The following is a 24,294-nucleotide window of genomic DNA, read 5'->3' on the forward strand; positions in this document are numbered from 1 at the left end:
AGTTAAAGTGAGGTTAAGTCTTGAGTAAATAATATACCCAAGCCAGTACCTGAATATACTTCCACGGTTGTGGGTCGACTAAATTGCTGTTGCGCAACCTGCCCCCAACTTTTACCCACCGTCGCCAAACCAATCACAGCGTTTTCCAATGCAGAGCGACCAATACCGTTTTGGACGGTAATATTATCACCACCCCCAGTCCCACCAATTGTCACTGTTGTATTGGCTGATTGGAAAGCATTACCAAAACCTTCCAGGAAAGAAGAAGCAAACAGAGAACCGTAACGGAGAAGATAATGGTGATCCGTATTACTGGATAATGCAGTGCGCGCTGTATTTGGATCAATTGCATAAGCACTAATACTCACCGTTTTAGCAGCCCCCGGAACCGATAATGTGTTAAAACTAATCACCATTTTATCGGCATTTGCAGGCAAATTGAAACTGCCGATTAGTTTAGAGCCCTTTAATTTACCAGACACAATCGTTGCGAGAATGGGGCCTGGCTCATCACTATTAACAGAGGTGTCTAAAACGGCGAATACGATATCACCCGTTCTAACAATTGCTTTCTGTGGAGGAGTACTACCACCAGCACCACCAGGGCCACTCGCCATGCCACCAGCCATTCCCGACTGAGGGGCACCACTTACCTGAGCACCTTCGGCACCTGGTGCTTTTTCCTCTTGGCCACCAGTATAGGCTTGGGTAGCTACCTTTTTCCATTCTTGTAGTGACTGATTTGCAACACCTAACATTTGGGATGTACGTTGTTGAATTTTTTGCTGATATTTTTGATCAGCCAACTGTTGGTTCTGCCTTTTCAAAATTTCCTGTAATTGCTGCGCTTGGGCTGCCTGTGCTGAAGTGGCAGAAGGCGCTTGCCCTGGCATGCTTGGTATCCCTGCCAAGTTGGATGGTACAGCCGTTGGTTGATTGGCTGCTTGTAAACCTGCCAGCTGGGAAGTATCTGGAGGAAACCCTGCACTCTGTATCTCTGCGTTGCTGAAACCAGCATTTTTCAAGTCTGCAGCGGTGTAGCCAGCATCTTTTAAATCCTTTGCCGAAAAACCGGCTTGGCGTAAAGCAGCCGCGCTAAAACCAGCATCTTTTAGATCTTTGGCACTAAACCCCGCTGCTTTTAATTGACTCGCAGTAAAACCCGCATTTTTAAGGTCAGCTGCACTGAATCCTGCGTCTTTTAATTGACTGGCAGTAAAGCCCGCATTCTTAAGATCAGCAGCGCTGAAACCTGCATCCCGCAATTCTTTGGCACTAAAACCCGCATTTTTAAGTTCAGCAGCTGAAAACCCTGCATCCTTAAGTTCAGCGGCTGTAAAACCTGCATCTTTTAATTCTGCGGCAGTATAACCCGCAGCCTTCATTGCTGCTGCACTACAACCTAGTGTTTGTCTTATTGTAGCCGCAGAGACGCCAGACGCACGAGCCGCTTTTAATGAAGCAACACTACAATCCGCCGTTCTGCCAGCCGCAATTACAGCTGCTGTCTTAATTCCTGCCTGGCCTAATTGTTGTGGTGTGAAACCAGCATCCAGCAATTGCTGAGGAGTAAAACCGGCATCCGATAAAGCTTTAGCATCATAGCCAGCCGCTTTTAAAGCTTCTGCGCTACAACCATTTAATTCGCGTATGCGTTTGGCTGATACGCCCTGGCTAAATAGGTATTTTAATTTGACTGGATCGCAACCGGCAGCCCGTATCGCGTCATCGGACACATCTGTTGCTGCCCGAATTTGCGCAGGTGTGAACCCGGCTGCCAATAAATCTTGCGGCGTAAAACCAGCCGCGGCCAATTGTTTTGCATCATAACCAGCCGCTTTTAGAGCTTGTGCGCTACAGCCATTTAAAGTACGTATTCTGGTAGCTGACACACCTCTGGCAAATAGAGCCTTTAGTTTTTCAGGATCACAGCCAGCCGCTCGAATAGTGTTATCATCTACTGGGCCTGCAGCACTGATTTGCGCGGGTGTAAAACCGGCATTAGCCAAATCGTTATCTGTAAATCCAGCCTCTTTTAGCGCCTTGGCACTACAGCCAGCATATTGCCTAATCAACTTAGCACTCACACCAGCCAGACGCTCCATCTTTAATGTTGCAACATCACAGCCTGCACTTTTGACATCTGCGGGTGTAATCCCTGGTGGTAATTCTGACTCACCCGCTGCAATTTCCCCTGGTGTAAATCCAGCATTAGCCAAGTCTTGAGGTGTAAAACCAGCGTTAAGAAGATCTCTCGCACTAAAACCAGCTTGTTTTAGCTGCGCCGCAGTAAACCCTGCATTCTTTAGATCAGCTGCACTGAAACCCGCATTCCTTAACTCAGCAGCACTATAACCTGCTGCCTTTAATTGGGCAGCGCTGCAACCGCTGATACGCCGAATTGCTGCGGCTGTCACACCAGCCGCTCTTAGGCGCTTTAATGCATCGACTTGACATCCTGCTTTGCGGACGTCAGCTTCAGTTATTCCATTAGGCAAACCACTCGCTTTTGTAATTTCCTCTGGCGAGAAACCGGCTCCTTTCAATTCACCGTCAGAAAAACCACCATCTTTCATCTGCTGGGCTGTAAATCCCGCATTTCTCAATTCGCAGGCATCAAACCCACAAAGTCTAAGCCTTTCTGCACTAAACCCTGCATCTTTCAATTGGCGAGCGTTAAAACCTGCGGCTCTTAATTCTTTACAAGAGCAAATCCCCTCCAGGTCAGAAAGTTGGTAGCCACTATCTTTTAATTGAATACAAGTACACGCGGATTTCAAATCAGCAAGGGCTGCTCCTTCATTTACAACCTTAGTCACTGTAGCTTTACTACAGTTGCTGTTCTTTAACGCTTGCAGCCATAAACTTCTCTGGGCTCCGCCCTGATCTTCCATTGCCAAAGTCGTAAATCCGACACCACCTTGCCCCGCTTGCGCCCCTACCGGCTCGACACCCGCCCCCAAAGCCTGAGTACGAATAATAGTTGGTATAGAACTTCCGCCAGTTTTTAGTGCTGATTGCGCCTGCTCAACATTTTGAGCTTCCTGTAATTTTGCGTATTGTACCGTTGGATCAAGTGCACCAGGAATCGATTGAATTCCCCCTGGAACCATACTCACATTGGCACTGGCTTCTGGTCCTAAATCACTTGAGAATTTTAACTTTGTTACGCCAATTACAATCGCTGTGATCAGCAAAATGCCTGTGAACAGAATAATTACCCGTGAACGGGTATTGGTAAATAATGCCTTAATATTCTCTTTTTTGCCTGCCATTTGATTATAACCCTTCTACCTTGAGCTGCATGACCTTTCCATGCCAGGAAACCAGTAATACAGGCGATTTTTGCATTTCATAAGCATGCATACCATCAGCACTGGTCATACTTCCTATCCAACCCGGAGACAGAATAGTAAGATTGGTTCGGACATACATTTTGTCGTTGATTATCCAAGCTCTTGCATCACCACCACTTACGGTTAAGCGTCGACTGCCAGGTGGGGGAACCCCATCCAGAACGTGCAATAAAAGATCGTTCGCACTAGGTGGAATGCCATTCTCCATCGGTGTACTCTTCGCATTTGGGCCGTAGCCTTGGATACGGAGATCAACACGATAATCCACTGCCTTCTGGCCAGGAATGAGGGTCAACATAACAGGCGTATTCAAGCCGCGAAGCCTGACCGCAAGATTACCGTAGTTGTACAACTTCAAAGCCTGAATCATTAACGTATTACTTGTTTTATCCCATTGAATATTAAAAGCGGAAGGATCACCCAAATCATAAGCACTGATGGGCCATGGTGCACCGGTTGAATCAAGAAAAACGAGGGAAGAAACGAATCCTTGTGACAAACGAATAACCGGCGGCGTCGAACCGGGCGACAAATTAACGAATTGAGATGTCGCGGTTGGTTTTGGTGGAACACCTGCTGTTGCTGCTTTAGCATACTCATTGGTTTGGTAAAGTTGTTTAAGGCGCAAGAGCTGCTCCGGTGTCAGTGGAAACATTTGCCTTGTAACGCCTTCAAACGCCTTAACATCAATTAGCTCATTATCAGCATCACTGACAACCTGACCATCTGGAACTGCTGGAGCGGGTGCCGTCGGTTGCGGAACTGTATTTTGCGGCGGCCGAACACCTGGCCTGCCTTGCTGTTGGGGTTGCCCCGGTTGGCCTTGATTTTGCGATAAACGCTGTTGCAAAAGCCGGAGTTGTTGCAATGCCTGTTGTGCTGAATCAGATTGATCAGCAGAATAAGCAGCAAAAGGAATCACACTGCCTAACAAAACAGTAAGCGCACCAAGCCTAAGAACGGCTTTTTTCTTCTTATTCATCAACTTATACCACCGCTAGCTGGCCCAACAACAAACTGCGATATACCAATCCCACGAGGAGAGTTAAGTGTTGATACCCTCGTGATTAACATGGTCACTACGTTATTTTGCTGTGAAAATTCACTAGCACTCTGGTAGGTTACCAAAATCGGCATTTGCACACGCCAAGAGTACCGGCCATTTAAGATCCCTTTTTGTAAGATAATGGGAGCCCGAGTCGCTACTGCAGAGACAATAAGTTTCTTGGCTTTTACCGCATCCAAATTATTTGATTGCTGCAAAGCAGTTAAAAACTGGGACCAACCATCAGCAGTAAAGAATCCTGACGAAGCTTGCAGTTCATCACGGTAATTCACAAAATTATAGGTAAAGGCAGCAATAGCAGCCTGGTTTGCCCATTGCAGTACTGCAGAATCGGACTGGTTAGGCTCATTAAGAGGATACAAGGGAGTGATTCTGCCGTTGATGCTTGTAGCAAAATACTTAGGCGCCGGTGGATGAGTAATCATGTAAACTAACAGTGAAGCCAGAACGAAATTGACTAATATTGAAATGATAAGCGTGATCATCGTTTTACGTTGGCCATCACGGTAAAAATCATTCCTCATAGCAACAATTGTCAAAGCATCTTCAGCCATAATTTCCTCGGTTATTGCGGTATAACTTTCACTTCTTCATCATTAGTTGGATCAGGCGCAAGCAATGCGTTGCCTGTATAATTTGGTTCATTCAGGGGATTCAACTTTATAGGAGGAGTAATCCCACTGGTAGCATAAAAATCACGTTCCGGTTGATGAAGGTGAAGGTAATATATAATCAAGCACAAGAGTAAGTTTATACATCCCGATACAATAAGGTATTTACTCGCCCTACGATAGGTTTGAATATAAAACGTCTTAGAATTTTTTATTGTATTCCAAGTCTCTCGACTCATTGCACCCTCATTTAAACAATCGTATCTCTAAAAGTAATTTCAATACGCGAATTTGGTGATTTATCACCGGCCTGAGTGTAGGTCATTATAGGTTTATCACTCCCCAACCCTTCTGTAAAGATAAAACGGCTATCGATACCTTGCGACCATAAATAATCAGCTACAGCTCTTGCTCTTGCAAGTGTCAAAGCATGCTCACGTTTTGCTGAGACATACTTGCTACTATATGCGGTTACATTCACACCAACCTTACGAAATTCTTTTAGATAACAAGCCACTTTATTTAACAAACCATAGGAAGCCCAGGTTAATCGAGGTGATTGATCAGGGAACAACGCAGAGGAAGGGATACTGACCAAATAATCTTCACCTATAGTGACAACCTTTACACCGTGATTGGCAAGGTTCTTTTGCAGCCGTATCATAGCTTTATCTGATGTATGCGCAACCCTGAAGGGTAACCTTAGTGCAGGATCCTCTTCTGGTGTATATTTGGGCTGGCTTTTACAACCAAATAGCAATAAGGATGCAAGCAAAATGGCATGCCCTTTTAAAAACCCTGGTAAGCCACTACGAAATCGTCTCAACGCAAATCCTCTATTGATAAAATAGTTTCCCCAGCATAATGAAATAAAAACATACTAATCATTGCGTTACAAGCAGTTATTAAAAATTCCGCTGTTTAGGTACAATTATGCGCAAGAAATGAACCAGTTTAGGGACATGGCAAATCGCAGCCAGGCCAGAAACCAGGGGGAATGGGTTCACGATGGAAGAAATATCAACAGTCATTGGATTGGCAATCAATCTTCTTGGGCTTTAGCCTTAGCTTTCTCACGTTCACTGACAATTTTGTCAGAAAGAGTAGTCACCATTTCGGCTAAATCTTCGACACTAACGATATCACGCTCATGAGGAGGATAGCTGGTTGCCATTTGGAAATCTTTGATTAATTCATTGGCTACTGTTCCTGCGTATTTATCTTTAGCTCCGCTCGCACGCTCAATGACAGCCAAATAATTACGCGTTTCATTGATTGCCAGCAGAGGTTGTGAAAATTGCTCTATCTCTTTAACGAGGAGAGGAACAGTATTTGCAGGTTGAGTGAGTTTTCTGAATATCGTTAAGGTACCTTCTTCCTCTTCTTCAATTAATTCCTCAACAGGAGCAGGTTCATTTTGGCCATGGAAGGCAAGTAACGCCGCGACGCCACGTTCGATTGGTTCACTAATTTGGGATTCACGCAATGCCTTGGTAATTAAGGTGATTTCCTCATTTTCAACTTCTTTATTAATGCTTAAATCACCACTTTCCAATATACTTTGAAATCCAGAAAGTTGCTTCTGTAATTTCATCAGGTAGTCATCCGGTGGCGGCTCTACTTTCAAGAATTGATTTAGTTTTAAACGCTTAACTGGCTTTGGATTAGCATAAAACATGCGAGCGCGTACAATTTTAGATTTGAAGAAGATATGGGACTCACCCTCGGTCTGATCTTTCAAATCCAATAAATCAATGCGTGCCCGTTTTTCAAATGAAGAACTCTTCGTATCCATATAGCTATTAGCGATACTCGAGTCCTTGGTTTGGAATGAATCTACTTTAGTAACGTAAGCTTCACCCGCCGTTTTGGTGAAGAAATCCCAGGTCTCGGTGGGGTCTTCCAGTTTCATACAAATTTTGATGTTGGTGTTTGCACCGATGGATGCAGCCTCTTCTTTCGATGCCTTCTGGAATGCAGGTAAATCCTGTCCAGCAAAAATAGCTGAGAATCCAAGAGAACGGGCCTGAGCAGGTACCACAGCAAATCCCTGCACCGCATAATAACCATACTCATCGAGAATACACATATAAGGAGTCGGAGAATTGGTGGGCTTTCGCAAAATAACATCACGATAATCACCCTCTACCTGATCTCCCAAACCCGCAGCCATCATCGCCTTCAAAGAAGAAACAATTACCTTGCCCAGGTTCGATAGCTCATCGGGCGATTTCTCCAAAGCGGGTAATAATACCACCAGAATCCGTCGATTAAGTACAACGTCTTTAAAGTCAACTTCCGCCAGGTTAGTCCGTATAATATGTCCATAGGTATCTGCAAGCGATGAAAATACCCGTACCAGCTGCATGGTAATGAAACCATGCTGTTCTAAAACCTGGGAAACCTGTTTACCTTTTTTCTCTTTGTTATAACCAGGTAAGTTGAAAACATAGTTACGGAGGGGATCAGTAACTAATTTTGGTACAGACTCTATATTGATACTTTCCTGTTCATCACGAGGAAATATTTTATCAATGACAATTGATTCCAATTTTACCAAATCAAAATAGTTACGAATACTATTGGCATCAAGCAAAATAGCCCCTTCATCACGCATATAAACAAGTAATTTCATAAGCGCTTCAACGAAGCTGATGGCACGTCCCTTCCACATATCACCATCAGAAGACTGGCCAGAAGAACCCATTAAACTTACAACGAGCTGAGTTAACATGCTCGAAGACCCCTGGCAAAAAGGATTAAGGGTGTTGGACAGGCGTCTTTCCTGCGGACCAATAACGTCGCGAGCCCCGGTCATGAAATTGATAAGCAGTAAATCATCTTCACGCCCCATACTACGCACCATGGAAAAGACTTTAGCGTAAAGCGAGTTATCCCCTTTTCCATCGACATAAATAAAACCGCTGGCTTGTACAAGCGCATTAAAGGCTAACGATACAAGGGCTTCTGTTTTACCACTACCGGTAGAACCAAAAATAAGGGCATGGGTTCTTAAGTCATCATTGGCAAACCATAACTCTTCATTGGTTTTACGATCATTACCAAAGAAAGCAATTCCTCTTGCAATATTGGGCGTACCAACTCCTGGCTTCAGATCATTGTAATCTTTAACTCTGGCAATTTTGGGCAATCTGAAGGGCAGTTTTTGCTTACGGGTATAACTGTAAAGAAAAAACAGAATACCAAGAATTAGCATTAAGCTAGCCACTTCAGAGAGATAATAGGAAACTGCAGCCACTGAAACCAAAACAATAGAAATGTTGGTTGGATCAGCAAAAAAGTCAGCAAGCCTTTGGCCAAGGGTACGGGTGTCCCTTAGCAACATGGTTGGATCTATTTCATGACGCGAATCAATACCACGCATTACGGTTCTAACTCCTGCAATTCTTTAGGCGTTAATTTGACTTCTTTCACCGCGACTTCAAGGGCTTTGATAGCCTCATCGATCATGGGTACCAATGAACGCCGTTTCATCTCTTTTTCCGCACGCCAGTGAGCAAAGGGACCCCCAACCTCAGCAAATGGCGTTTGTCTGCCTACACAATTAAGCATATACCATAATCGTCGATCTATGGTTTTTAACCACAGAAATTCTGCACTCGGAACTACGCCATCTTCTCGTGAAGCCTCTATTAAAGAAGCCATAACAGTCAGAAGATAGGCATGCTTCGCCAAAATCTCTTGAACGTTTTCAGCGTTCTGATATTTTTTTAACACGGGTCTTGCTACAGCAAAATCAGGCTTTCCTGCAGTGCAGGTTTTATCCAGAGTTTCTAAAATTAAATTGGCTGAGTCTCTATCTCTGTTCATACGGGCCATAAAGACAGCGGCCAAGGCATAAGCCTGTGGAGGGCAGCGCTCAAACCCATCCCAATAAGGACCCAGTTGCAAAGTAAATACTCGCTTCGCATCTCCCTTGCGAATACCAGCAGTCATTTCTAGTCCAGGTAACGGATTATCCAAGAGTGCGTCGTCTTTTTTTAGCAATTTATATTTGCGTGCAAACTCAATAGGGGTTAAAGCCATTGCCCAGGGACCGGTATTGATATCAGTATCAGCCAGATCCAGGTTCACAACGGGCATAATTGCCAGCCAATTATGCTGTTCCTGCGCACGCAGGGTATTCATATTATGAGGTCTACGAAATTTAAGGGTGATATCTGATTTATAAAGAAAAATGGCTAGAACTACAAGAATTAAAACGACAGGATAGCGGATGTAATCACCAACGCTACGTGTCAGCGTTAAAAACTGATCCCAGTCAACCGTAGCAGGATCAATCGTCTGCATCAAATAAACATTAGAAGCAAGTTGCTCATTACTAACAAAAAGTGTCACTAATTTTGCTTGTAAGATATTTAGATAAAAAACAAAGGCAACAATATGCTGGTGAGCTGTTCTCCAAATAAAAAACAGGGTAAGAAACAATAGAACCATGATCCACACTGGTGCCATTGAATTATCGCCACTACCACCTTGTTGTTGAGCTTGTTGAGCCATTCGCCAAATTTTTACTAATTAATTTAAATGAAGTATATACCCACTTTAAACAAGGCGCGACTCTCATCGCTAGTCTGGATGAGAATTTTTAACTAAACGCCCTTTTGCATAACGGTAAACCCCTGAAAGATGCACAAAGCGAATAATATTCTCCAAATTAATGGATCGATCTTTAAGACTCAGCAAAGGTCTGCCATGCTTATCCATAGGTATCTTATCTGAGGGTACGGTCAAAAGATCATTTTGATCGATATAAATGGCCACATAGGCTTCATTTACTTTATTCTCTTTGGCTTTAATTGAATATTGCACATCCTTTTCATCAGCATAAATAGGACGTGAAATCATTTGGCGCGGGAGATTGGCGAGAATGCGTTCCCAAGCTTGGATATTATGTCCTTCAGTCGAGTAGAGAGCAATAAATACTTCTTGTTGGCCTGCACGAAGCGCGATTCGATTTGCTAAATTCGACTCAGTTCTAGATTTGTCTTGTCCTCTTACATCACCACCTAGTTGCTTAGCAAAATTGTCACGTATTTCACGCAAATTTTTACCAATTACACGTAAGAAATTCGACTCTTCCCAAGGACCTGTGGAAATAGTTTCATCCAGCGCTTTTAAAATAGCTTGCGCTTGTTGTTCTGTTAATTCATCTTTCATATAGGATAAGAATAAACGATTGGCTACGTTTTTTACAATTAATATAGGAATATAGCTATTATAACAGTATTCCTTGTCATAGACGGAGTACTATTTAAAATTTCCTGTGATAAAATGGAAGAAATCTGATCAAAAAATGTAACTTCTTCATTATGTTAATTTTTTAGATTCCGTTATTTCAGGTTGATCGAGTGCTTCCCCAAGTTTGTTGCCGAGATCAACCAGCTTGTCTCGAGCTTGAGAATTTGATGGATTATCACTCGCTTTATCTAAAAGACCGATAAACCGGTTTATAAGAGCAATGTTAGCCCTTACTTCATCTGCATTGATAGTCGGTTTTTTATTATCAAAAAAGCCAAGGCCCATAACAGACTCCAAAACTAATGACTCTTAGAGTTACATTAACAGATAATGGCTTAAGACAAACTTAAGAGAAATCAGTCTTTCATTTAATTTACACTTGTCAGTATAAATATAGATCAATCGTACATTAATTCATCTAAAGGCGTGTAATCTCTGCTTGGACCACCTTGAATAAGCTCATTCAATACATCAGTCATACAAAGCAGGCGCAGGACATTAGGAGTGACTTCATCAAATACCACACGGATTCCTAATAAAGCATTTTCAGCCTCATCGAAAGTGGCCCCCAGTCCATAACCAAGGCAAAGAGAACAGAGTTGATCCGCTCGCCGGGCAATAGCAGGTAATAAACCGGTTTCTGAAAATACCTCATCAAAGCTTACAAAACGATCATTTAAATAAAATTTCGCATTCATATTGGCAGCAATCAAAGCCATACTTTTACGAATATCTGTTGCCATTCATCGCCACCAAGGTTGAGAAGATTTAAGAGGGCCTGCCAAGAAGCTTCTAAGCCATCGCAAAAATACCGGAACCGTAAAACCATAATGTTCAATAATTCCAAAAAACACTGCAGATACTAAAACCAATACTCCCGTCCAAACTCTGATGTGCATAAGAAAAAGGAAAATAGGAAAAGCAGCTCTCGCATCAACCATAAAAAAACGAGGGCTTCTTGCTGAGTCACGCCAATGCGACGTTTCCGAAAAACTCCCAGCAGCCATAGAGACTCCAACAGATAAGTTTTATTTTATTAGTATATCGTTCAGGGGGGAGAATTCAAGCGGTGAACCCGCTCAAAATTAAGACGTCTCAAGCGCAATAAAAAGAAATCACCCAAATTATTTAGTGGGTGTGAGATCAAAACTATCTTTTTGGGGCAAACATTTGACCACCAACTCATCGATTGGTGATTTTGGCATAGGTATTACTACCCTGGCAGGCTTTAATTCTGATTGCTCTACCTCTGTCTCAGGCTGCTCAGATATTAATTTCTTTGTTGAATTCGGTTGCATTTTCTGCAACATATGGTTTGTGCTATTAGACATCATAGCTCCAACAATCAATCTATAATCGGATCATAACATGTACAAGATTAAGGCATTATTAAATTATTATATAAACCCCTTCAGGAAGAAAACACCACGGTTAATCCACGTTCCAAAGTTACATAATCGATCTTTCCAGTAGTCAAAACAGGTATTTTAGTCGCAGGAAATACTTTATGGGGAATCAACAATTCAGAATGCCCCTGCGTATGGATATAGTGAATAAAAGTCGATTTATCAGCAAGAGGAGCCTCGGAAAACAATAAGATTTGTTCTCCTTTTTTAGGGCATTGTTGATAAAGTGCAGCATGTGTCTGTCCTGGCCATAGAACTGCAGCAATCGATTCCACTGCGGTTAATGAAACCATCTCTCCACCCAATTTGGCAAACCGCTTTACCCGTCCTTTAATACTCACAAAACTATTCTCATCAATACTGACAATATCTCCAGTATCATGCCAACCATCTTTTAAATAATTAATTTCCCCTGAGCAATTGGTAGAGAGATAACCTGCCATAATATTAGGGCCTCGAATGAACAATCGCCCTCCTTCAGGAATTCCTTCCATAGCTTCTACCCGATATTGAATCCCGGGAAGAGGTAAGCCCACACTGCCTATTTTGGAAGCGATAGAACAATTCAGCGCAATGACAGGGGATGCTTCTGTTGCCCCATACCCTTCATAAATAGAAACTCCAAAAATCCGTTTCCAATTTTGAATTGTTTCAGGCTTAACTTTTTCTGCCCCGGCAAAAACATAGCGCACGGAGCCAAAATCTCGTGGTTTCGCTACCCGAGCATAACCGGTTAGAAAAGTATCGGTGCTTAAAAAAATAGTTGCCTGCTTGTCATAAACCAGGCTGGGAATTATTTTATAGTGCAAAGGAGAAGGATAGAAAAAGCAACGATTTCCAGTAAATAATGGTAGCAAACAACCCACAGTAAGACCAAAACAATGGAAAATAGGGAGTGCATTGAAGAAAACATCTGCAGCAGAAAAATCAACCCGAGAGATGAGCTGATAACAATTGGCCAAAATATTCGCATGACTTAGTGCAACGCCTTTGGGCACCCCCTCTGAACCCGAAGTAAACAATATTACAGCGGTTTCCCTAACGGCTACCCGATCTCCTAAACCAACATAAGTCCGTAGCGGGAAAAACCCCTTGATTAAGCCAGTTATCTTGTCTGCCAAACCAATAGCCGCTTTACTCTCTTCCAAAAATCTTATTTGTAAACCCGCAGCAAGCAATTCCTGCAGTAAGCCCTCAAGTTTTGCTGTGATAATAAATTGGCGGGAAGTGTAGATCGTTTTAATTCCAGCCAATTGGCAGGCAGCATAAAGGTTATAGAAACCCCCACTAAAATTTAACATCGCGGGTATACGCCGGTATGCTTGCAAGGCAAAAAAGCTGACTAACGCAGCAATACTGGTAGGCATCATTAGCCCGACTCGTTCTCCCGCCTGTGTTTGATTCTTAAACTGCCGTCCTAAAATAAAACAACTGCTGATAAACCGGCGTGTAGACAAAGAATTACCCGTGCTATCCCCCATAAATTGCCTGGATTTCTTTGCCAATTTTACTCCTTGCAACAGCGCTGCAAAAAGCGATTTATCCTGATTCCAATTAGTAAAAGACATTTCACTAAGTAAAAGAAAAAGTTTCCGGCCTACTCTTTTTCTGGATTGTGGTGCATCCTGAGTCGTTAACAAGCGGGGAGCCATAATATGGAGCGTTACCTTGGGGCGCCATTGCATCAAATGCCGGTCTTTCACCAAGGAAAAAATACTGTATTGTGTGCCATCGATACGCACGGGTAAAACGCTTGCCTGCGCTTTTTGCAACATTAAACCTGCAAGCTCAACCATCGTGTTGTCATTAAGATAAGTAGAATGCTCCGGTGGAAATAACACACAATGCTTACCTTCCTGAACTGCTTGGCAAAAAGACTTTACAGTCCCTAATCCCCCCGCTTCATTCACCCATACCTCTGCAAATAACCGCAAAACTTTAAACCACCCCTTCTTTGCCAAAGATACAGGTAAAATAAAGGTCAAACGCTCTGGAAAACAGAAGGCAAGTAATAACGCATCAATAGCAGAAGTACGATTAATAACAATGACCGTGTCAGCTCCTAACTCATAATGCCCCTGAATTTTTAAGCGAAACCATTTGCTAATAGTTGTTTTTATTAGCAAGCCACAGGCCTGGCTCAACTTAAACTGCCAACGTTGTTTTGCCATTGATTGTATCAGTTAGTAGATCAACAAAATTTATAACTCAATCGTCCGCTGTATTGCAAGAATTAAACAAATGACAGTTATAATGCTCAAAACCTACATTAGGCTCTAATGCTGATTTTTATTATGGAAATAAAGGAATGTGATACTCTTATCCTTGCTTGTCTCTATTATTAGAAAGTAAACATAAGGATATGTCATGGCGTCGTCGCTTAATTCAGTGACTCAAAACGAGCTTCAACAAGTCGTCTTTCAGTTAGAGCAAGCTATTTATAATCATCAACAATGGCACAATTCGCTCATTCGAACCCTGATTTGCCGATTACCTGGAGATGGCCATGATCTTCTGCCTGATGCACATAGACGTTGTCGATTCGGGCAATGGTATTATGGCGATACCCTGAAAGAAATTCAGGATCATCCAGAAATCATCAATCTTGGCGTCTCACACCAGCGTATGCATCAAGTAACAGCCCAGTTACTGCAAAAGGCCAATACACCAGAAGGTATTACCCCTCTTGATTACGATCATTTTGCCAATGCCTTGGAACAAATGAGACTCGAATTTTCTACGTTTAAAAATGAGTTGGAATACCTTATCCATAGCCGAGATCCATTGACTGGTGCACTTGCTCGGGTGAATATGTTATCGACTTTGCGAGAGCAGCAGGAATTTATTAAACGACAAGGACAAAATTGCTGTCTTATCATGGCAGATTTAGATCACTTTAAAAAAATTAATGATCAATATGGCCATCAAACTGGTGATCGTGTTTTGGCAGCCACGGCTCGCTTTCTTATTGAAAATCTTAGGGCCTATGATAAAGTTTTTCGCTATGGCGGAGAGGAGTTTTTACTTTGTTTGCCATTTACTGAGCTGGATACTGGTTATGCAATGATTGAACGGCTTCGAAAAGGACTTGAGGCAATCACCATCAATGATAATACTGAACACCTGATTCAAGTGACTGCTTCCTTTGGTCTGGCACTACTTGAACATCAGAAACCGATAGAAGAATCTATTGAGCACGCAGATAAAGCTTTGTATTTAGCCAAATCCGAAGGAAGAAATTGCGTGCGCATTTGGAAATAGAGGCAAGCCTGAACTGCTTGACCAAACGATTTTACAATCCCCTAATCCTCGTGATTCATTGACCCATACCCCCTGCAAATAAGCGCAACACCTTAAACCACGTCTTCTTTGCCAAAATTTATCCCGCAATGGTCGTCCTTTTCATTGCGTGGATAAATCAAATAACAATCATGATGATTAAAATATAAATCCTAAGATCGTAATATACCCTTAATGTTCTATTGTTATACTTAATTAATTTTGTTTTAAGTGAAACGATACCATGCCTAAAAAATTAAGCACTGATGAATATTTTCGCCTTATTAAAGAAAACCATAGAAAATATTTAGAAAAAAATATGATCACCCACCTTGAAATGGCTGGAAATCTAAAACAGGCAAAATTAGTTGGGCGATATATAGAGCAGATTGGCGATTACCGGGAAGAGCAAAGCCACTATCTCGATTTTGCAGTAGACCAGCCCTCTACAGCAGCAAAGGTTGGTCATGGGGTTTTGGCAGGTCTTTTAGGTATCGGCGTAGCCGGTGTTGCTTATTATGCGCAAAAAGTTGGTTCTCCGACCGATGTAATCAATCCCTTAGCAGGTGCTAAAAATATCGTGGGTGGTGTTTTTAGTGCGGCACTTGGTGCTGGCGCTGGTTATCTGGCTTATGAGGCATGGTTAGCCAGCACTGGAAGAGTAGCTGATGACGATGCACGCAAAGAATTCGATGCTGAAATGAAAAAAGCAGGATTCACTGATAAGAAATATGAAGAGCTATCCAAAGAATTAGTCAAACTATTTCATTACAGAGAATGCCTCTTGTTAGGATTGGAAAACGACGCCAAACAAAACATGCGTCAGCATTTTAAAGAGAAGCATTCACCCGATGGGAACCCTTTTAATGAAGAAGCGCTTAATGCTGCGATCGAAGTCTATTTTTTAGATGAATTAAACAAGTTATTTAATCAAGCCTTTGTCGATATTTATGACATCCAGGATCAACGGATCCAAGATGAGAAACAAGAATACAAAATCATTAGCTGGCTAAAAAGTTATTTTGCCAAACCTGAAGAAAGAGAAAGATTCACTCAACAATTACAAATTGAGTTCATGAATCAATGCCTACATTACTTAACAGCCCAAATGGTTGAACCAAGTTTCCTTGCCAAGCATCCTCACATCACAGCCAGTATAGGTGGCTTACTCGCGGGTAGCATTGCCTTAGGATTGGCTGCAATCATTATTGGCGGACCAATTAGTGCGGGCATCCTGGCTATCGGCCTGGTTATTACCTGCCTTGCTGCCGTAGGAACTTATTTCGCCGTCAATAATATCGACAGTTTACGATTCAAACGCGACAAAGAAAATCGTAGTGCTCTCCAGCACGCAAGAGAAGATATTATCGAAGAGAGTGCTCGATTAAAACGCCTGATTAAAGAGGTAGTCCCCACTACTGGTAAAGATCTGAAACAATTACAAAACTATAGTGCTGAAAATGCCCCCGGAGGGTTTGCTGCTTATTTTAATATCTTCAGTAGCGACCACAAACAAGTTGCCATGGGAGCCAGTACCGCGTGGATTAGGGAATATGCTATCCGCTACCGCCACAGCAAACAAATAGAAATCAATTTATCCGAACACCATAAAGGCATTATCACGAATGGAGAACAACAAACTAAAGAAATGCAAGAGTTGTTGCTGGCAGAAATGCGTTCTAAAGTGCGTGCTGCTCTCCCGATAAAGTTAAAAAATTTTATTGACGATACTCAAGCTTATTTACGAAATCCTGATAATAAGGATTTCATCCAGCGCTTTGAGTTAGTCGAAAAAATTAAACAACAAGTCCTGGAGATTGTGGCTGCCGTTCCACAAGGAACTCACCAAAGGACCTTACCTAAAGAATTGGTGGATTTTTATACTCTTCCTGTTGCAAAAGGAGGACTTGGTGGTTTAGTCCAAGATCTGGAGCAAGTAAGAAGTCTGGCACCCATTGTTGCTTCAGAAGAAGCTGTCGATGAATTACATCCCTATTATCAAATGTTGGTTACTGCGCAGCGATTTAACTACGCTTTAACTCAAGATCCTAATAAAGCGTCCATATTCATTGGTGATGCCGATTATCGTGCGATGCTTGGTTTACGGATTGACAGTCCCAGTGAGCGCATCGAAGCCAAAATCAATCCGGGCAATATCCAAAGTTATTTAAATCATTCGCTGGATTTTCTCTATTCACTGAATAAGCCTCTCAAAATCGATGGCTCAACTAACTTGGATACCCCTTTTGTTAACACAAAAGAATTTGTTTTATATAGAACCTTGTTGATTAAGCAATTAGCCCATTTGGCTGATCCAAGTAATCCTCGTGTTAGTAATGAAGTACGACGTGAAATTGAAAGATTTGCTCGTGATAAACTCCACATTGATCCTAAAGTGGTCTTTGATGATGTCTTGCAACAAGGTTTATTTATTCAACAAGATACCGATGGCCCGCGTTTAAAATACCTGGGTAGTGAACGCCCCGTTAGTGACTTGGAATATATCGCCGATGCTGTTCGCCTGGATTTAGCTTATGCTTCCAAACCGGTTACTCCACGCATGATGATTGCACAGGAAGCAGCCGATTTTTTATTCGACAAAGGTGAAAAAACTATATTTTCATACGGAAAATCTACTGGTGAACTACAACCAGAAACAACAAGAGAGTATGTCAAAAAAATTAGAGATACCATTACCACAACAAAAGCATTTATGCACGCGCTAGCAGAAAGAAATACCTTGAAAAAAACTGGCGCGTTAGCAAGCTATATTTATGATTGTATAAAAGAAATTGAAGCTTTACGTTATCAAATAGCTGCATTAGATAAACAAGTTTTGGGTAAAACAGAAGGTCCTATTGAATTAAAAGACCTGGCAGAGGCAGATCAGTTATTGGCAGAATATAAAGAAACCCTGGAAGAAATTTTAGCGATAAAAAAAATAGAGCTAAACCCCTTGGAATCTATACTTCAGTTTGGCGGGTTTAAAGTACCCAGTATTGATTTAAGTTTCAATGACTGGGAAAAGTTAGAAGAAAGAGATTTAATGGGATCTTCCTGGCTAGTATTAGACTCAGAGCTTCCTGTTCCAGTTGATAGCTCAATCACTAGTCATGATGCAAGATTTTTAACGCACTCCTGGCATTTACAAGAATCTTATATGTCTTCGGTAGGTACTTCCTCTACTCAAGTCACCACTCCAACAACGAACTCCGAAAAAGAGCCCTCTGTTGACCAAGGTGACAAAGAAGTAGCAGAGGACTTAATGGAATCAGTCATTATTGTTTCAAATAAAACGGAAATTTCTCAGGACAATTTAACTAAGTTCATTGACTCTCTAGGGGAGTATTTACGTGCATTAGAAAAAGAACCTGAGATCTGGTTTTTTAATTATCGGGATTACACAAAGGGAGCAAGAAGGGAGGCAGCCACTCAACTTCAAACAGCACTTCAAGCATTAAAAGAAGGTAGTCACCCTGACACTACTTTCCTAAAGAATGGTGCTTATACTGGTGATGTTAATTTGCAAACAGTCATTACTATTAATTTGAGAATAATGGAGCTTACCAGTCTTAGTGATTTGTTTTCTGACAAATGTACGCTCACCCATGGTTCTCTATAATATTTTCAACACACCCTCTTCGGCTTTCATGGATTGAAAAGCCTGATTAGGTTTTTCCGGTTACCTCTTATCCAACTCAGCCGAAATCGTTGCGTAAATAGTTTATCTTGCTCAAACCACTACTCTGTAATAAAGTGACAGGTATGTTGTGTAGAAACTATTATCAATGAAAACGCTTGGCATCTTCTTTGCCATTATGGCGTTTATTGCTTGCGCTTGGATTTTCCAACAAAACGCGCCATTCGTACTCAGTTATATTCAAGATCTGGGTTGGCTTGCTCCTGTTCTATTCGTGCTGTTTTATTGCCTGGCTACTATTCTATTATTACCTACAATGGTTTTGACTTTTGCAGGAGGAGCCCTCTTCGGTCCTGTTCTGGGTGTTTTATTTAATTTGATAGGCGCTACAGCCGGAGCAGCATGCGCTTTTTGTATTAGCCGCCATTTGGCGACCAACTGGTTTACTTCTCGCAGGGGACCGAAGATTAATAAACTCATCTCAGGTGTTGAACGTAGTGGCTGGCAATTTGTAGGGCTAATTCGTTTAATCCCTGTTATTCCATTTAATCTAGTCAACTATGGTTTGGGGCTAACTCAAATCAAATTCAGACATTATGTTATCACTACTTTTATTTTTTTGGCTCCCGGGGAAATTATCTACACTTACTGTGGTCACGCTGGTATGGATGCGTTAACTCATCCAACGCCTTTTTATAAAAGCTCAAGTATTATTACCTTGATTATTCTGGGCTTGTTATTTCTTACTTTAAAACTGTTTAAATCCTATCAACGTCGTCAACAGGCAAAAATATCAGCGAAGTGAGTTTCGTTGATCAGCAGCTAGAATGGCTTGTAACTGAGGAATTAACGAGTGATTAGTCTTAAACACTGTATTATCAATTAATGATACCGGACGTATTCCCTGTAAAGCATTGCATATAAAAACTGCCTCTGCCTCGCTCAGGCTCGTTTTGTTTAAATTGCATTCAAAACACGGGATATTATTTTCCTGGCAGAGCGATAATAAACGCTGCCTTGTAATGCCTGGTAACAAACCATTCTGCAAACTTGGTGTAAAAAGCTGATTATTTTTGATGATAAACAAATTGGCCGTTGTCGTGTCTGTAGCACATTGCTCTGTATTAAAAAACAGGACATCATCTATTCCGTTAAGTTGAGCTTGGCGACGAGCAATAATAGCCTCCAAATAATTGATTGATTTAAACTGATATACTGGATTTCTACTATCACGCAGCCAAGATGAGCTACCAAGCTTTACTGCTGTATTATCAGTCAGATAATTAAAAGCCGTAAAAACCAGGCGGGATTTCTTGCTTGTTGCAACTAATCCCCTCGGCGCATTTCCTGCACCTAAAATGACTTTAATACCCCCGTCTTGCACCTGGTTTAAAGCAATACACTGCTTTAGTTTTTCATACCAAACAGAAGAAGAAAGCTCAAAAGGAAGTTGTAAAAAAAGCGCGGCACGCTGTAATCGCTGCCAATGAAGCTGGGAATAGCAAGGTTTGTTATCAAGTACCCGTAAAGTCTCAAAAAGACCTTCACCTAAAAATATACGCTCATCACTATAAAAGGGCACATTATATCCACTGCCCTGAATCTCGATGAGCATAGACATTATAGTTTAATAATCAACAAAATCATCAAGTTCATCACGGAGGCGTTTTTCTTCAAGCATGTTTTCAAGCCGTCTTCGAGCATCCAAAGTTGAGCCTTCCCGTATGTCATCGATATCGATCTCTTCTTCAGAATTAACGAATACCTCTCCTTCAATCAAATCATCTTCGCTATCATCAAACAGGTCACTCATGCCATTCTCTCACGTTTAACTGTGTCATGTGTCATACGCTTTACAATCGCAAAGCACCAGTAAATGGACAGCTATATATCCTTTTTTTAATTTATTGTCTAGCCTTTTTTTAAAAAAATATTCATGAGTTTCTATGCTTGAACTTATAAGCTTATCTCGCAATAATCAGACAAGAAAAAACGAAAAATAATAATATGGCCGATCGATATAAACAGATTATTCGCAGCACTAGCCGCCAAATACGGGAACAGCTTTCTACTGATTACCAGGAAACAGCCTCTGTGCAAGTATGCAGGCGCATTCGCGAACTTCCCCAATATCGCTATGCGAAGCGCATCGCTCTTTACCATGCGATGGGCGGTGAAATTAGCCTGGATGCTTTATGGAACTCCGCTCCCCTACACGGTAAATATTGCTATTTTCCTGCCTTAAACGACGACAAAACCCTTTCATTTTTGCCGGCAACCCCGACTACTCCGTTTAAAGAAAACAAATATGGAATTGGAGAGCCCGATGTCGATAAAGGTGAAGCAATACCTCCCAGACAACTGGATATCATTTTCTTGCCCTTGGTAGCCTTCGATGAACATTGTACGCGCCTGGGAATGGGAGCTGGTTATTATGATCGCACCTTGGCTAAAGAAAATCATCCTTTCCTTATCGGTGTTGCGTATGAGTTTCAACGCCAGATATACATAGAACCGCATGCTTGGGATATTCCGCTCACAGCAGTAGTAACCCAACGCACAATTTACTGGAGCAAACCATGACCAACTATTGGTTAATGAAATCAGAACCTTCTTGTTTCAGCATTGATGATCTACGTACAGCCTCTAATCAAGTTACCGCTTGGGATGGTGTACGGAATTACCAGGCACGTAACTTCATGCGTGACGATATGAAAATTGGTGATCAAGTATTTTTTTATCACTCAAATACCAATCCACCTGGTATTGTTGGTATTGCTGAAGTCGTCAGTGAAGCTTATCCTGATCACACGGCTTTTGACCCAAACAGTGAACACCCTGATGCCAAAAGCACGCCTGAGAATCCAAGGTGGTTTATGGTTGATATCCGTTTTAAAGAGAAATTTCCTCACATCCTTTCTCTTGATTACTTAAAGCAACACGCCGAGCTAAAGAATATGCCGCTCCTCCGTAAAGGCAATCGTTTATCGGTCACGCCTGTGAGTCAGGATGAGTGGCGATTTATTACGGAGAAATTACGCTAAGCACCTCGGCGCCTGTATGATCCGCCCTTGATAAAGCATCAGCATAATCAAGGGTTCACTATTTCCACTGCAACCCTCTCAAATATAGGGCAGTGGATTCTTTGTATATTATGTGCGCGGCTATCGATTATCCAGTTTGTATTTAAAACTTGATTGCGCTGACACTCCATCAAGACTTGTATCCTTAAAAAATAAGCAGGTAAATCGTGTAATAATTTCACCTGCTTTTAAAGATAGTATCTAAATAGCATCGCCCCCCACTTCACCCGTTCTAATACGCACTACCTGCTCCAAGTTATAAACAAAAATTTTGCCGTCCCCAATCTTTCCTGTATAGGCGGCCTTGCAAATGGCATCAATTGCCACCTCAATCATATTATCGGGTAAAGCAAGTTCAATTTTTATCTTGGGAAGAAAATCAACAACGTATTCTGCTCCTCTATAGAGTTCGGTATGCCCTTTCTGACGACCAAACCCCCGTGTTTCGGAGATCGTAATTCCTGGTACGCCAATCTCCATAAGTGCCTCATGCACATCATCAAGTTTGAATGGCTTGATAATCGCGGTAAGCATTTTCATAATAGTTCCTTCGTTACAACCTAATTAAGTACATAGCTGATAGACTTGAGTTTTGCTAGACTATCGCCAACAGTCAATACAACAGCAGGGAGATTTGCATGTTTGATCCAAAACACTTCGATGATTTAGCCCAAAAACTTTTCGCTACCCTACCTACCAGTCTACAAAATTTCGAAAAAGAGATTCAACAGAAATTCAAAGAAGTTTTGCAGGCTGCCTTTTCTCGTTTGGATTTAATCACTCGTGAAGAATTTGATGTCCAAACCAAAGTACTAGCTAGAACTCGTGAAAAAGTGGATGCCTTACAAACGCAGGTTGATACCTTACTGGCACAACAAGCAAAGCACAAGGAAAAACAGAAATAGCTGGCTAGTTCTACAACGTCCAACCAATAGGAAAAAAAATGAACCTTGCTTTTAGCAAAACGCGCAGTGCTATTGGCATTCTTGCGCAACCTGTATCTGTGGAAGTGCATTTATCCAATGGGTTACCCGGCTTTACCATTGTGGGTCTTGCGGAAACAGCTGTAAAGGAAAGCAAAGATCGAGTTCGCAGTGCCATTATTAATAGTCAATTTGATTTCCCCTGTCGCAAAATCACTGTCAATTTAGCCCCAGCAGATTTACCAAAATCAGGGAGCGGCTTCGATTTACCTATCGCTCTAGGCATCTTGGCTGCCTCAGGCCAAATACCTTGCCAAAAACTCGATTCCCATGAGTTTATTGCTGAATTGGCCTTGAGCGGTAATTTACGTGGAATATCAGCTATCATCCCAGCTGTGCTGGCAGCACAGCGCGATAAGCAACAATTAATTATTGCTACTGCTGATGCAGAAGAAGCTTCTTTAGTAGGCTCTGAGGGTGTTTATAGCGCTAATAATTTGCGGGAAGTCTGTAGTTATCTCTGCCAAGGTACACCGCTACAGCCGCTACCCGTACGTCCGGAATTATCTATCGACAATAGCCATCTGGATTGGTCAGATGTGAAAGGACAATATCACGCCAAACAAGCCATGGAAATTGCTGCCTGCGGCGGTCATAGTATTTTGCTCTGCGGTCCTCCGGGCAGTGGTAAAACCATGTTGGCCAAACGATTTAATACTTTGCTCCCACCACTATCCGAAGCAGAAGCTTTGGAGTGTGCTGCTATCCATTCATTACGAGGACGCCTCCCTAATTTTAACGCCTGGCGCTACCCTACTTTTCGAGCCCCACATCATACTGCTTCACCAGTTGCATTAGTTGGCGGCGGCAATCCACCGAAACCCGGTGAAATATCACTCGCTCATCACGGCGTTTTGTTCCTTGATGAACTACCCGAATTCCATAGACATGTTTTAGAAACCTTACGTGAACCCTTGGAGTCGGGAACTATTTCCATTTCAAGAGCAGCGATGCAAATGGAGTTTCCAGCCAAATTTCAACTGCTTGCTGCAATGAATCCCTGTCCCTGTGGACAATGGGGAAATCCTCAAGCAGATTGTCTGTGTACCCCTGAGCGCATCAGTCGCTATCTTGCCAAACTTTCCGCCCCTCTACTGGATAGAATTGATATGCAGATTACTATTCAGGCTTTGCCGCAAGAAGAATTAATTCAACCCAACACAACAGAAAGCGGTCAAAGTATAAAAATCAGACACCGAGTGGAAGCGGTTAGAAAGATACAACGTCAGCGTCAACACTGCATGAATGCTCAATTAGGTACAAAGGACTGTGAAACAGTCTGTTCCCTGGAACAAGAAGAATTAGCCTTTTTAAGTCAAGTCATGAGCCGTCTCAAACTATCTGCACGTGCCTATCATCGCTTGTTGAAAGTAGCGCGAACTATCGCTGATATGAATGAGTCTGAAAAAGTAACCCTGCCTGCTCTACAACAAGCGCTATCATTTAAACAAACACTACAAGGACCTAAGTAATGCTTTGATGTTCGAGCATCACATCGCAGCGCAGGAAACAAGCCAGGATGATAGAAATGGAAGCCTGAGGAAAAAGAGGAGCTTCTTCCATTTCGCTAGCCTGAGTCGGTATGCTTTGATGTTTGAGCATCGCAGC

General features: G+C 42.1%; 23 protein-coding genes. 7 read left to right on the forward strand and 16 right to left on the reverse strand.

Features of this window, described 5'->3' with window-relative positions:
- Positions 1–2: 2 nt before the first annotated feature.
- The 13 genes from dotG to Lfee_RS11575 all read right to left on the reverse strand — a co-directional run bounded on the left by dotG (position 3) and on the right by Lfee_RS11575 (position 13,872).
- Entirely contained in the window at positions 3–3,275 is a 3,273-nt protein-coding gene (dotG, locus tag Lfee_RS11515; RefSeq protein ID WP_058446958.1) for a type IVB secretion system protein DotG/IcmE, read from the reverse strand.
- A gap of 4 nt (positions 3,276–3,279) precedes the next feature.
- The gene (locus tag Lfee_RS11520; protein WP_058446960.1) at positions 3,280–4,338 is read right to left on the reverse strand and encodes a DotH/IcmK family type IV secretion protein; all 1,059 of its coding nucleotides are present in this window, start codon (positions 4,336–4,338) and stop codon (positions 3,280–3,282) included.
- Complete coding sequence (locus Lfee_RS11525) at positions 4,338–4,976, reverse strand: type IVB secretion system apparatus protein IcmL/DotI (protein ID WP_058446962.1); 639 nt, start codon at positions 4,974–4,976, stop codon at positions 4,338–4,340. The genes Lfee_RS11520 and Lfee_RS11525 overlap by 1 nt, the downstream gene beginning before the upstream one ends.
- Positions 4,977–4,987: 11 nt before the next feature.
- Complete coding sequence (gene icmM / locus Lfee_RS17495) at positions 4,988–5,272, reverse strand: type IVB secretion system protein IcmM/DotJ (RefSeq protein WP_058446965.1); 285 nt, start codon at positions 5,270–5,272, stop codon at positions 4,988–4,990.
- A gap of 11 nt (positions 5,273–5,283) precedes the next feature.
- Entirely contained in the window at positions 5,284–5,859 is a 576-nt protein-coding gene (gene icmN / locus Lfee_RS11535; protein ID WP_058446971.1) for a type IVB secretion system protein IcmN/DotK, read from the reverse strand.
- A gap of 216 nt (positions 5,860–6,075) precedes the next feature.
- Positions 6,076–8,418 (reverse strand): TraM recognition domain-containing protein, encoded by a 2,343-nt coding sequence (locus tag Lfee_RS11540; protein ID WP_058446972.1) that lies wholly within the window; start codon positions 8,416–8,418, stop codon positions 6,076–6,078.
- Complete coding sequence (icmP, locus tag Lfee_RS11545) at positions 8,418–9,554, reverse strand: type IVB secretion system coupling complex protein DotM/IcmP (protein ID WP_058446973.1); 1,137 nt, start codon at positions 9,552–9,554, stop codon at positions 8,418–8,420. The genes Lfee_RS11540 and icmP overlap by 1 nt, the downstream gene beginning before the upstream one ends.
- A 69-nt stretch (positions 9,555–9,623) precedes the next feature.
- Positions 9,624–10,214 (reverse strand): Dot/Icm secretion system protein IcmQ, encoded by a 591-nt coding sequence (icmQ, locus tag Lfee_RS11550; protein ID WP_058446974.1) that lies wholly within the window; start codon positions 10,212–10,214, stop codon positions 9,624–9,626.
- Between the two features lie 150 nt (positions 10,215–10,364).
- Positions 10,365–10,580: a hypothetical protein gene (locus Lfee_RS11555; RefSeq protein WP_058446975.1), complete on the reverse strand. Its 216-nt coding sequence runs from the start codon at positions 10,578–10,580 to the stop codon at positions 10,365–10,367.
- 113 nt (positions 10,581–10,693) lie between these two features.
- Positions 10,694–11,038, reverse strand: coding sequence for a type IV secretion IcmS family protein (locus Lfee_RS11560; protein WP_058446979.1), 345 nt, complete (start codon positions 11,036–11,038; stop codon positions 10,694–10,696).
- On the reverse strand, positions 11,039–11,302 hold the full coding sequence (icmT, locus tag Lfee_RS17500) for an IcmT/TraK family protein (RefSeq protein WP_058446981.1): 264 nt from the start codon (positions 11,300–11,302) through the stop codon (positions 11,039–11,041).
- A 117-nt stretch (positions 11,303–11,419) separates the two neighbouring features.
- Positions 11,420–11,626: a hypothetical protein gene (locus Lfee_RS11570; protein WP_058446983.1), complete on the reverse strand. Its 207-nt coding sequence runs from the start codon at positions 11,624–11,626 to the stop codon at positions 11,420–11,422.
- 80 nt (positions 11,627–11,706) lie between these two features.
- A complete protein-coding gene (locus Lfee_RS11575; protein WP_058446985.1) occupies positions 11,707–13,872 on the reverse strand; it encodes an AMP-binding protein in 2,166 nt (721 codons plus the stop codon).
- Positions 13,873–14,068: 196 nt separating this feature from the next.
- On the opposite strand from Lfee_RS11575, the gene Lfee_RS16755 reads away from it, so the two are divergent.
- From Lfee_RS16755 to Lfee_RS11595, 3 genes are all read left to right on the forward strand, one after another.
- The gene (locus Lfee_RS16755) at positions 14,069–14,962 is read left to right on the forward strand and encodes a diguanylate cyclase (protein WP_082646640.1); all 894 of its coding nucleotides are present in this window, start codon (positions 14,069–14,071) and stop codon (positions 14,960–14,962) included.
- A gap of 262 nt (positions 14,963–15,224) precedes the next feature.
- Positions 15,225–18,602: a hypothetical protein gene (locus tag Lfee_RS11590; RefSeq protein WP_058446986.1), complete on the forward strand. Its 3,378-nt coding sequence runs from the start codon at positions 15,225–15,227 to the stop codon at positions 18,600–18,602.
- A 166-nt stretch (positions 18,603–18,768) separates the two neighbouring features.
- Positions 18,769–19,425 (forward strand): TVP38/TMEM64 family protein, encoded by a 657-nt coding sequence (locus Lfee_RS11595; RefSeq protein WP_058446988.1) that lies wholly within the window; start codon positions 18,769–18,771, stop codon positions 19,423–19,425.
- Here the strand turns inward: Lfee_RS11595 and Lfee_RS11600 are convergent.
- Positions 19,414–20,202 (reverse strand): aminotransferase class IV, encoded by a 789-nt coding sequence (locus Lfee_RS11600; RefSeq protein ID WP_238584925.1) that lies wholly within the window; start codon positions 20,200–20,202, stop codon positions 19,414–19,416. The two genes, Lfee_RS11595 and Lfee_RS11600, sit on opposite strands and share 12 nt — an antisense overlap.
- A 45-nt stretch (positions 20,203–20,247) precedes the next feature.
- Positions 20,248–20,433: a PA3496 family putative envelope integrity protein gene (locus Lfee_RS11605; protein ID WP_058446992.1), complete on the reverse strand. Its 186-nt coding sequence runs from the start codon at positions 20,431–20,433 to the stop codon at positions 20,248–20,250.
- A 194-nt stretch (positions 20,434–20,627) separates the two neighbouring features.
- Here Lfee_RS11605 and Lfee_RS11610 point away from each other — a divergent pair, with 194 nt between their 5' ends.
- Positions 20,628–21,203 carry a 5-formyltetrahydrofolate cyclo-ligase gene (locus tag Lfee_RS11610; RefSeq protein ID WP_058446994.1) on the forward strand — a complete coding sequence of 192 codons (576 nt, stop codon included), beginning with the start codon at positions 20,628–20,630 and terminating at the stop codon, positions 21,201–21,203.
- Positions 21,200–21,664, forward strand: coding sequence for an EVE domain-containing protein (locus tag Lfee_RS11615; protein WP_058446996.1), 465 nt, complete (start codon positions 21,200–21,202; stop codon positions 21,662–21,664). The genes Lfee_RS11610 and Lfee_RS11615 overlap by 4 nt, the downstream gene beginning before the upstream one ends.
- 240 nt (positions 21,665–21,904) lie before the next feature.
- Here Lfee_RS11615 and Lfee_RS11620 read toward each other — a convergent pair whose 3' ends face one another.
- Positions 21,905–22,243, reverse strand: coding sequence for a P-II family nitrogen regulator (locus Lfee_RS11620; protein ID WP_058446998.1), 339 nt, complete (start codon positions 22,241–22,243; stop codon positions 21,905–21,907).
- A gap of 98 nt (positions 22,244–22,341) precedes the next feature.
- On the opposite strand from Lfee_RS11620, the gene ubiK reads away from it, so the two are divergent.
- Positions 22,342–22,608: a ubiquinone biosynthesis accessory factor UbiK gene (gene ubiK / locus Lfee_RS11625; protein WP_058447001.1), complete on the forward strand. Its 267-nt coding sequence runs from the start codon at positions 22,342–22,344 to the stop codon at positions 22,606–22,608.
- A 38-nt stretch (positions 22,609–22,646) separates the two neighbouring features.
- Complete coding sequence (locus Lfee_RS11630; protein ID WP_058447003.1) at positions 22,647–24,158, forward strand: YifB family Mg chelatase-like AAA ATPase; 1,512 nt, start codon at positions 22,647–22,649, stop codon at positions 24,156–24,158.
- The last annotated feature ends 136 nt before the right edge of the window (positions 24,159–24,294 follow it).

Origin of the sequence: Legionella feeleii (assembly GCF_001467625.1) — a bacterium.
Taxonomy (GTDB): Bacteria; Pseudomonadota; Gammaproteobacteria; order Legionellales; family Legionellaceae; genus Tatlockia; species Tatlockia feeleii.

Coding starts and splice junctions, on each gene's coding strand:
- dotG (WP_058446958.1), bottom strand. CDS start 3,275: ATGGCAGGCAAAAAAGAGAATATTAAGGCATTATTTACCAATACCCGT.
- Lfee_RS11520 (WP_058446960.1), bottom strand. CDS start 4,338: ATGAATAAGAAGAAAAAAGCCGTTCTTAGGCTTGGTGCGCTTACTGTT.
- Lfee_RS11525 (WP_058446962.1), bottom strand. CDS start 4,976: ATGGCTGAAGATGCTTTGACAATTGTTGCTATGAGGAATGATTTTTAC.
- icmM (WP_058446965.1), bottom strand. CDS start 5,272: ATGAGTCGAGAGACTTGGAATACAATAAAAAATTCTAAGACGTTTTAT.
- Lfee_RS11540 (WP_058446972.1), bottom strand. CDS start 8,418: ATGCGTGGTATTGATTCGCGTCATGAAATAGATCCAACCATGTTGCTA.
- icmP (WP_058446973.1), bottom strand. CDS start 9,554: ATGGCTCAACAAGCTCAACAACAAGGTGGTAGTGGCGATAATTCAATG.
- icmQ (WP_058446974.1), bottom strand. CDS start 10,214: ATGAAAGATGAATTAACAGAACAACAAGCGCAAGCTATTTTAAAAGCG.
- Lfee_RS11555 (WP_058446975.1), bottom strand. CDS start 10,580: ATGGGCCTTGGCTTTTTTGATAATAAAAAACCGACTATCAATGCAGAT.
- Lfee_RS11560 (WP_058446979.1), bottom strand. CDS start 11,038: ATGGCAACAGATATTCGTAAAAGTATGGCTTTGATTGCTGCCAATATG.
- icmT (WP_058446981.1), bottom strand. CDS start 11,302: ATGGCTGCTGGGAGTTTTTCGGAAACGTCGCATTGGCGTGACTCAGCA.
- Lfee_RS11570 (WP_058446983.1), bottom strand. CDS start 11,626: ATGTCTAATAGCACAAACCATATGTTGCAGAAAATGCAACCGAATTCA.
- Lfee_RS11575 (WP_058446985.1), bottom strand. CDS start 13,872: ATGGCAAAACAACGTTGGCAGTTTAAGTTGAGCCAGGCCTGTGGCTTG.
- Lfee_RS16755 (WP_082646640.1), top strand. CDS start 14,069: ATGGCGTCGTCGCTTAATTCAGTGACTCAAAACGAGCTTCAACAAGTC.
- Lfee_RS11590 (WP_058446986.1), top strand. CDS start 15,225: ATGCCTAAAAAATTAAGCACTGATGAATATTTTCGCCTTATTAAAGAA.
- Lfee_RS11595 (WP_058446988.1), top strand. CDS start 18,769: ATGAAAACGCTTGGCATCTTCTTTGCCATTATGGCGTTTATTGCTTGC.
- Lfee_RS11605 (WP_058446992.1), bottom strand. CDS start 20,433: ATGAGTGACCTGTTTGATGATAGCGAAGATGATTTGATTGAAGGAGAG.
- Lfee_RS11610 (WP_058446994.1), top strand. CDS start 20,628: ATGGCCGATCGATATAAACAGATTATTCGCAGCACTAGCCGCCAAATA.
- Lfee_RS11615 (WP_058446996.1), top strand. CDS start 21,200: ATGACCAACTATTGGTTAATGAAATCAGAACCTTCTTGTTTCAGCATT.
- Lfee_RS11620 (WP_058446998.1), bottom strand. CDS start 22,243: ATGAAAATGCTTACCGCGATTATCAAGCCATTCAAACTTGATGATGTG.
- ubiK (WP_058447001.1), top strand. CDS start 22,342: ATGTTTGATCCAAAACACTTCGATGATTTAGCCCAAAAACTTTTCGCT.
- Lfee_RS11630 (WP_058447003.1), top strand. CDS start 22,647: ATGAACCTTGCTTTTAGCAAAACGCGCAGTGCTATTGGCATTCTTGCG.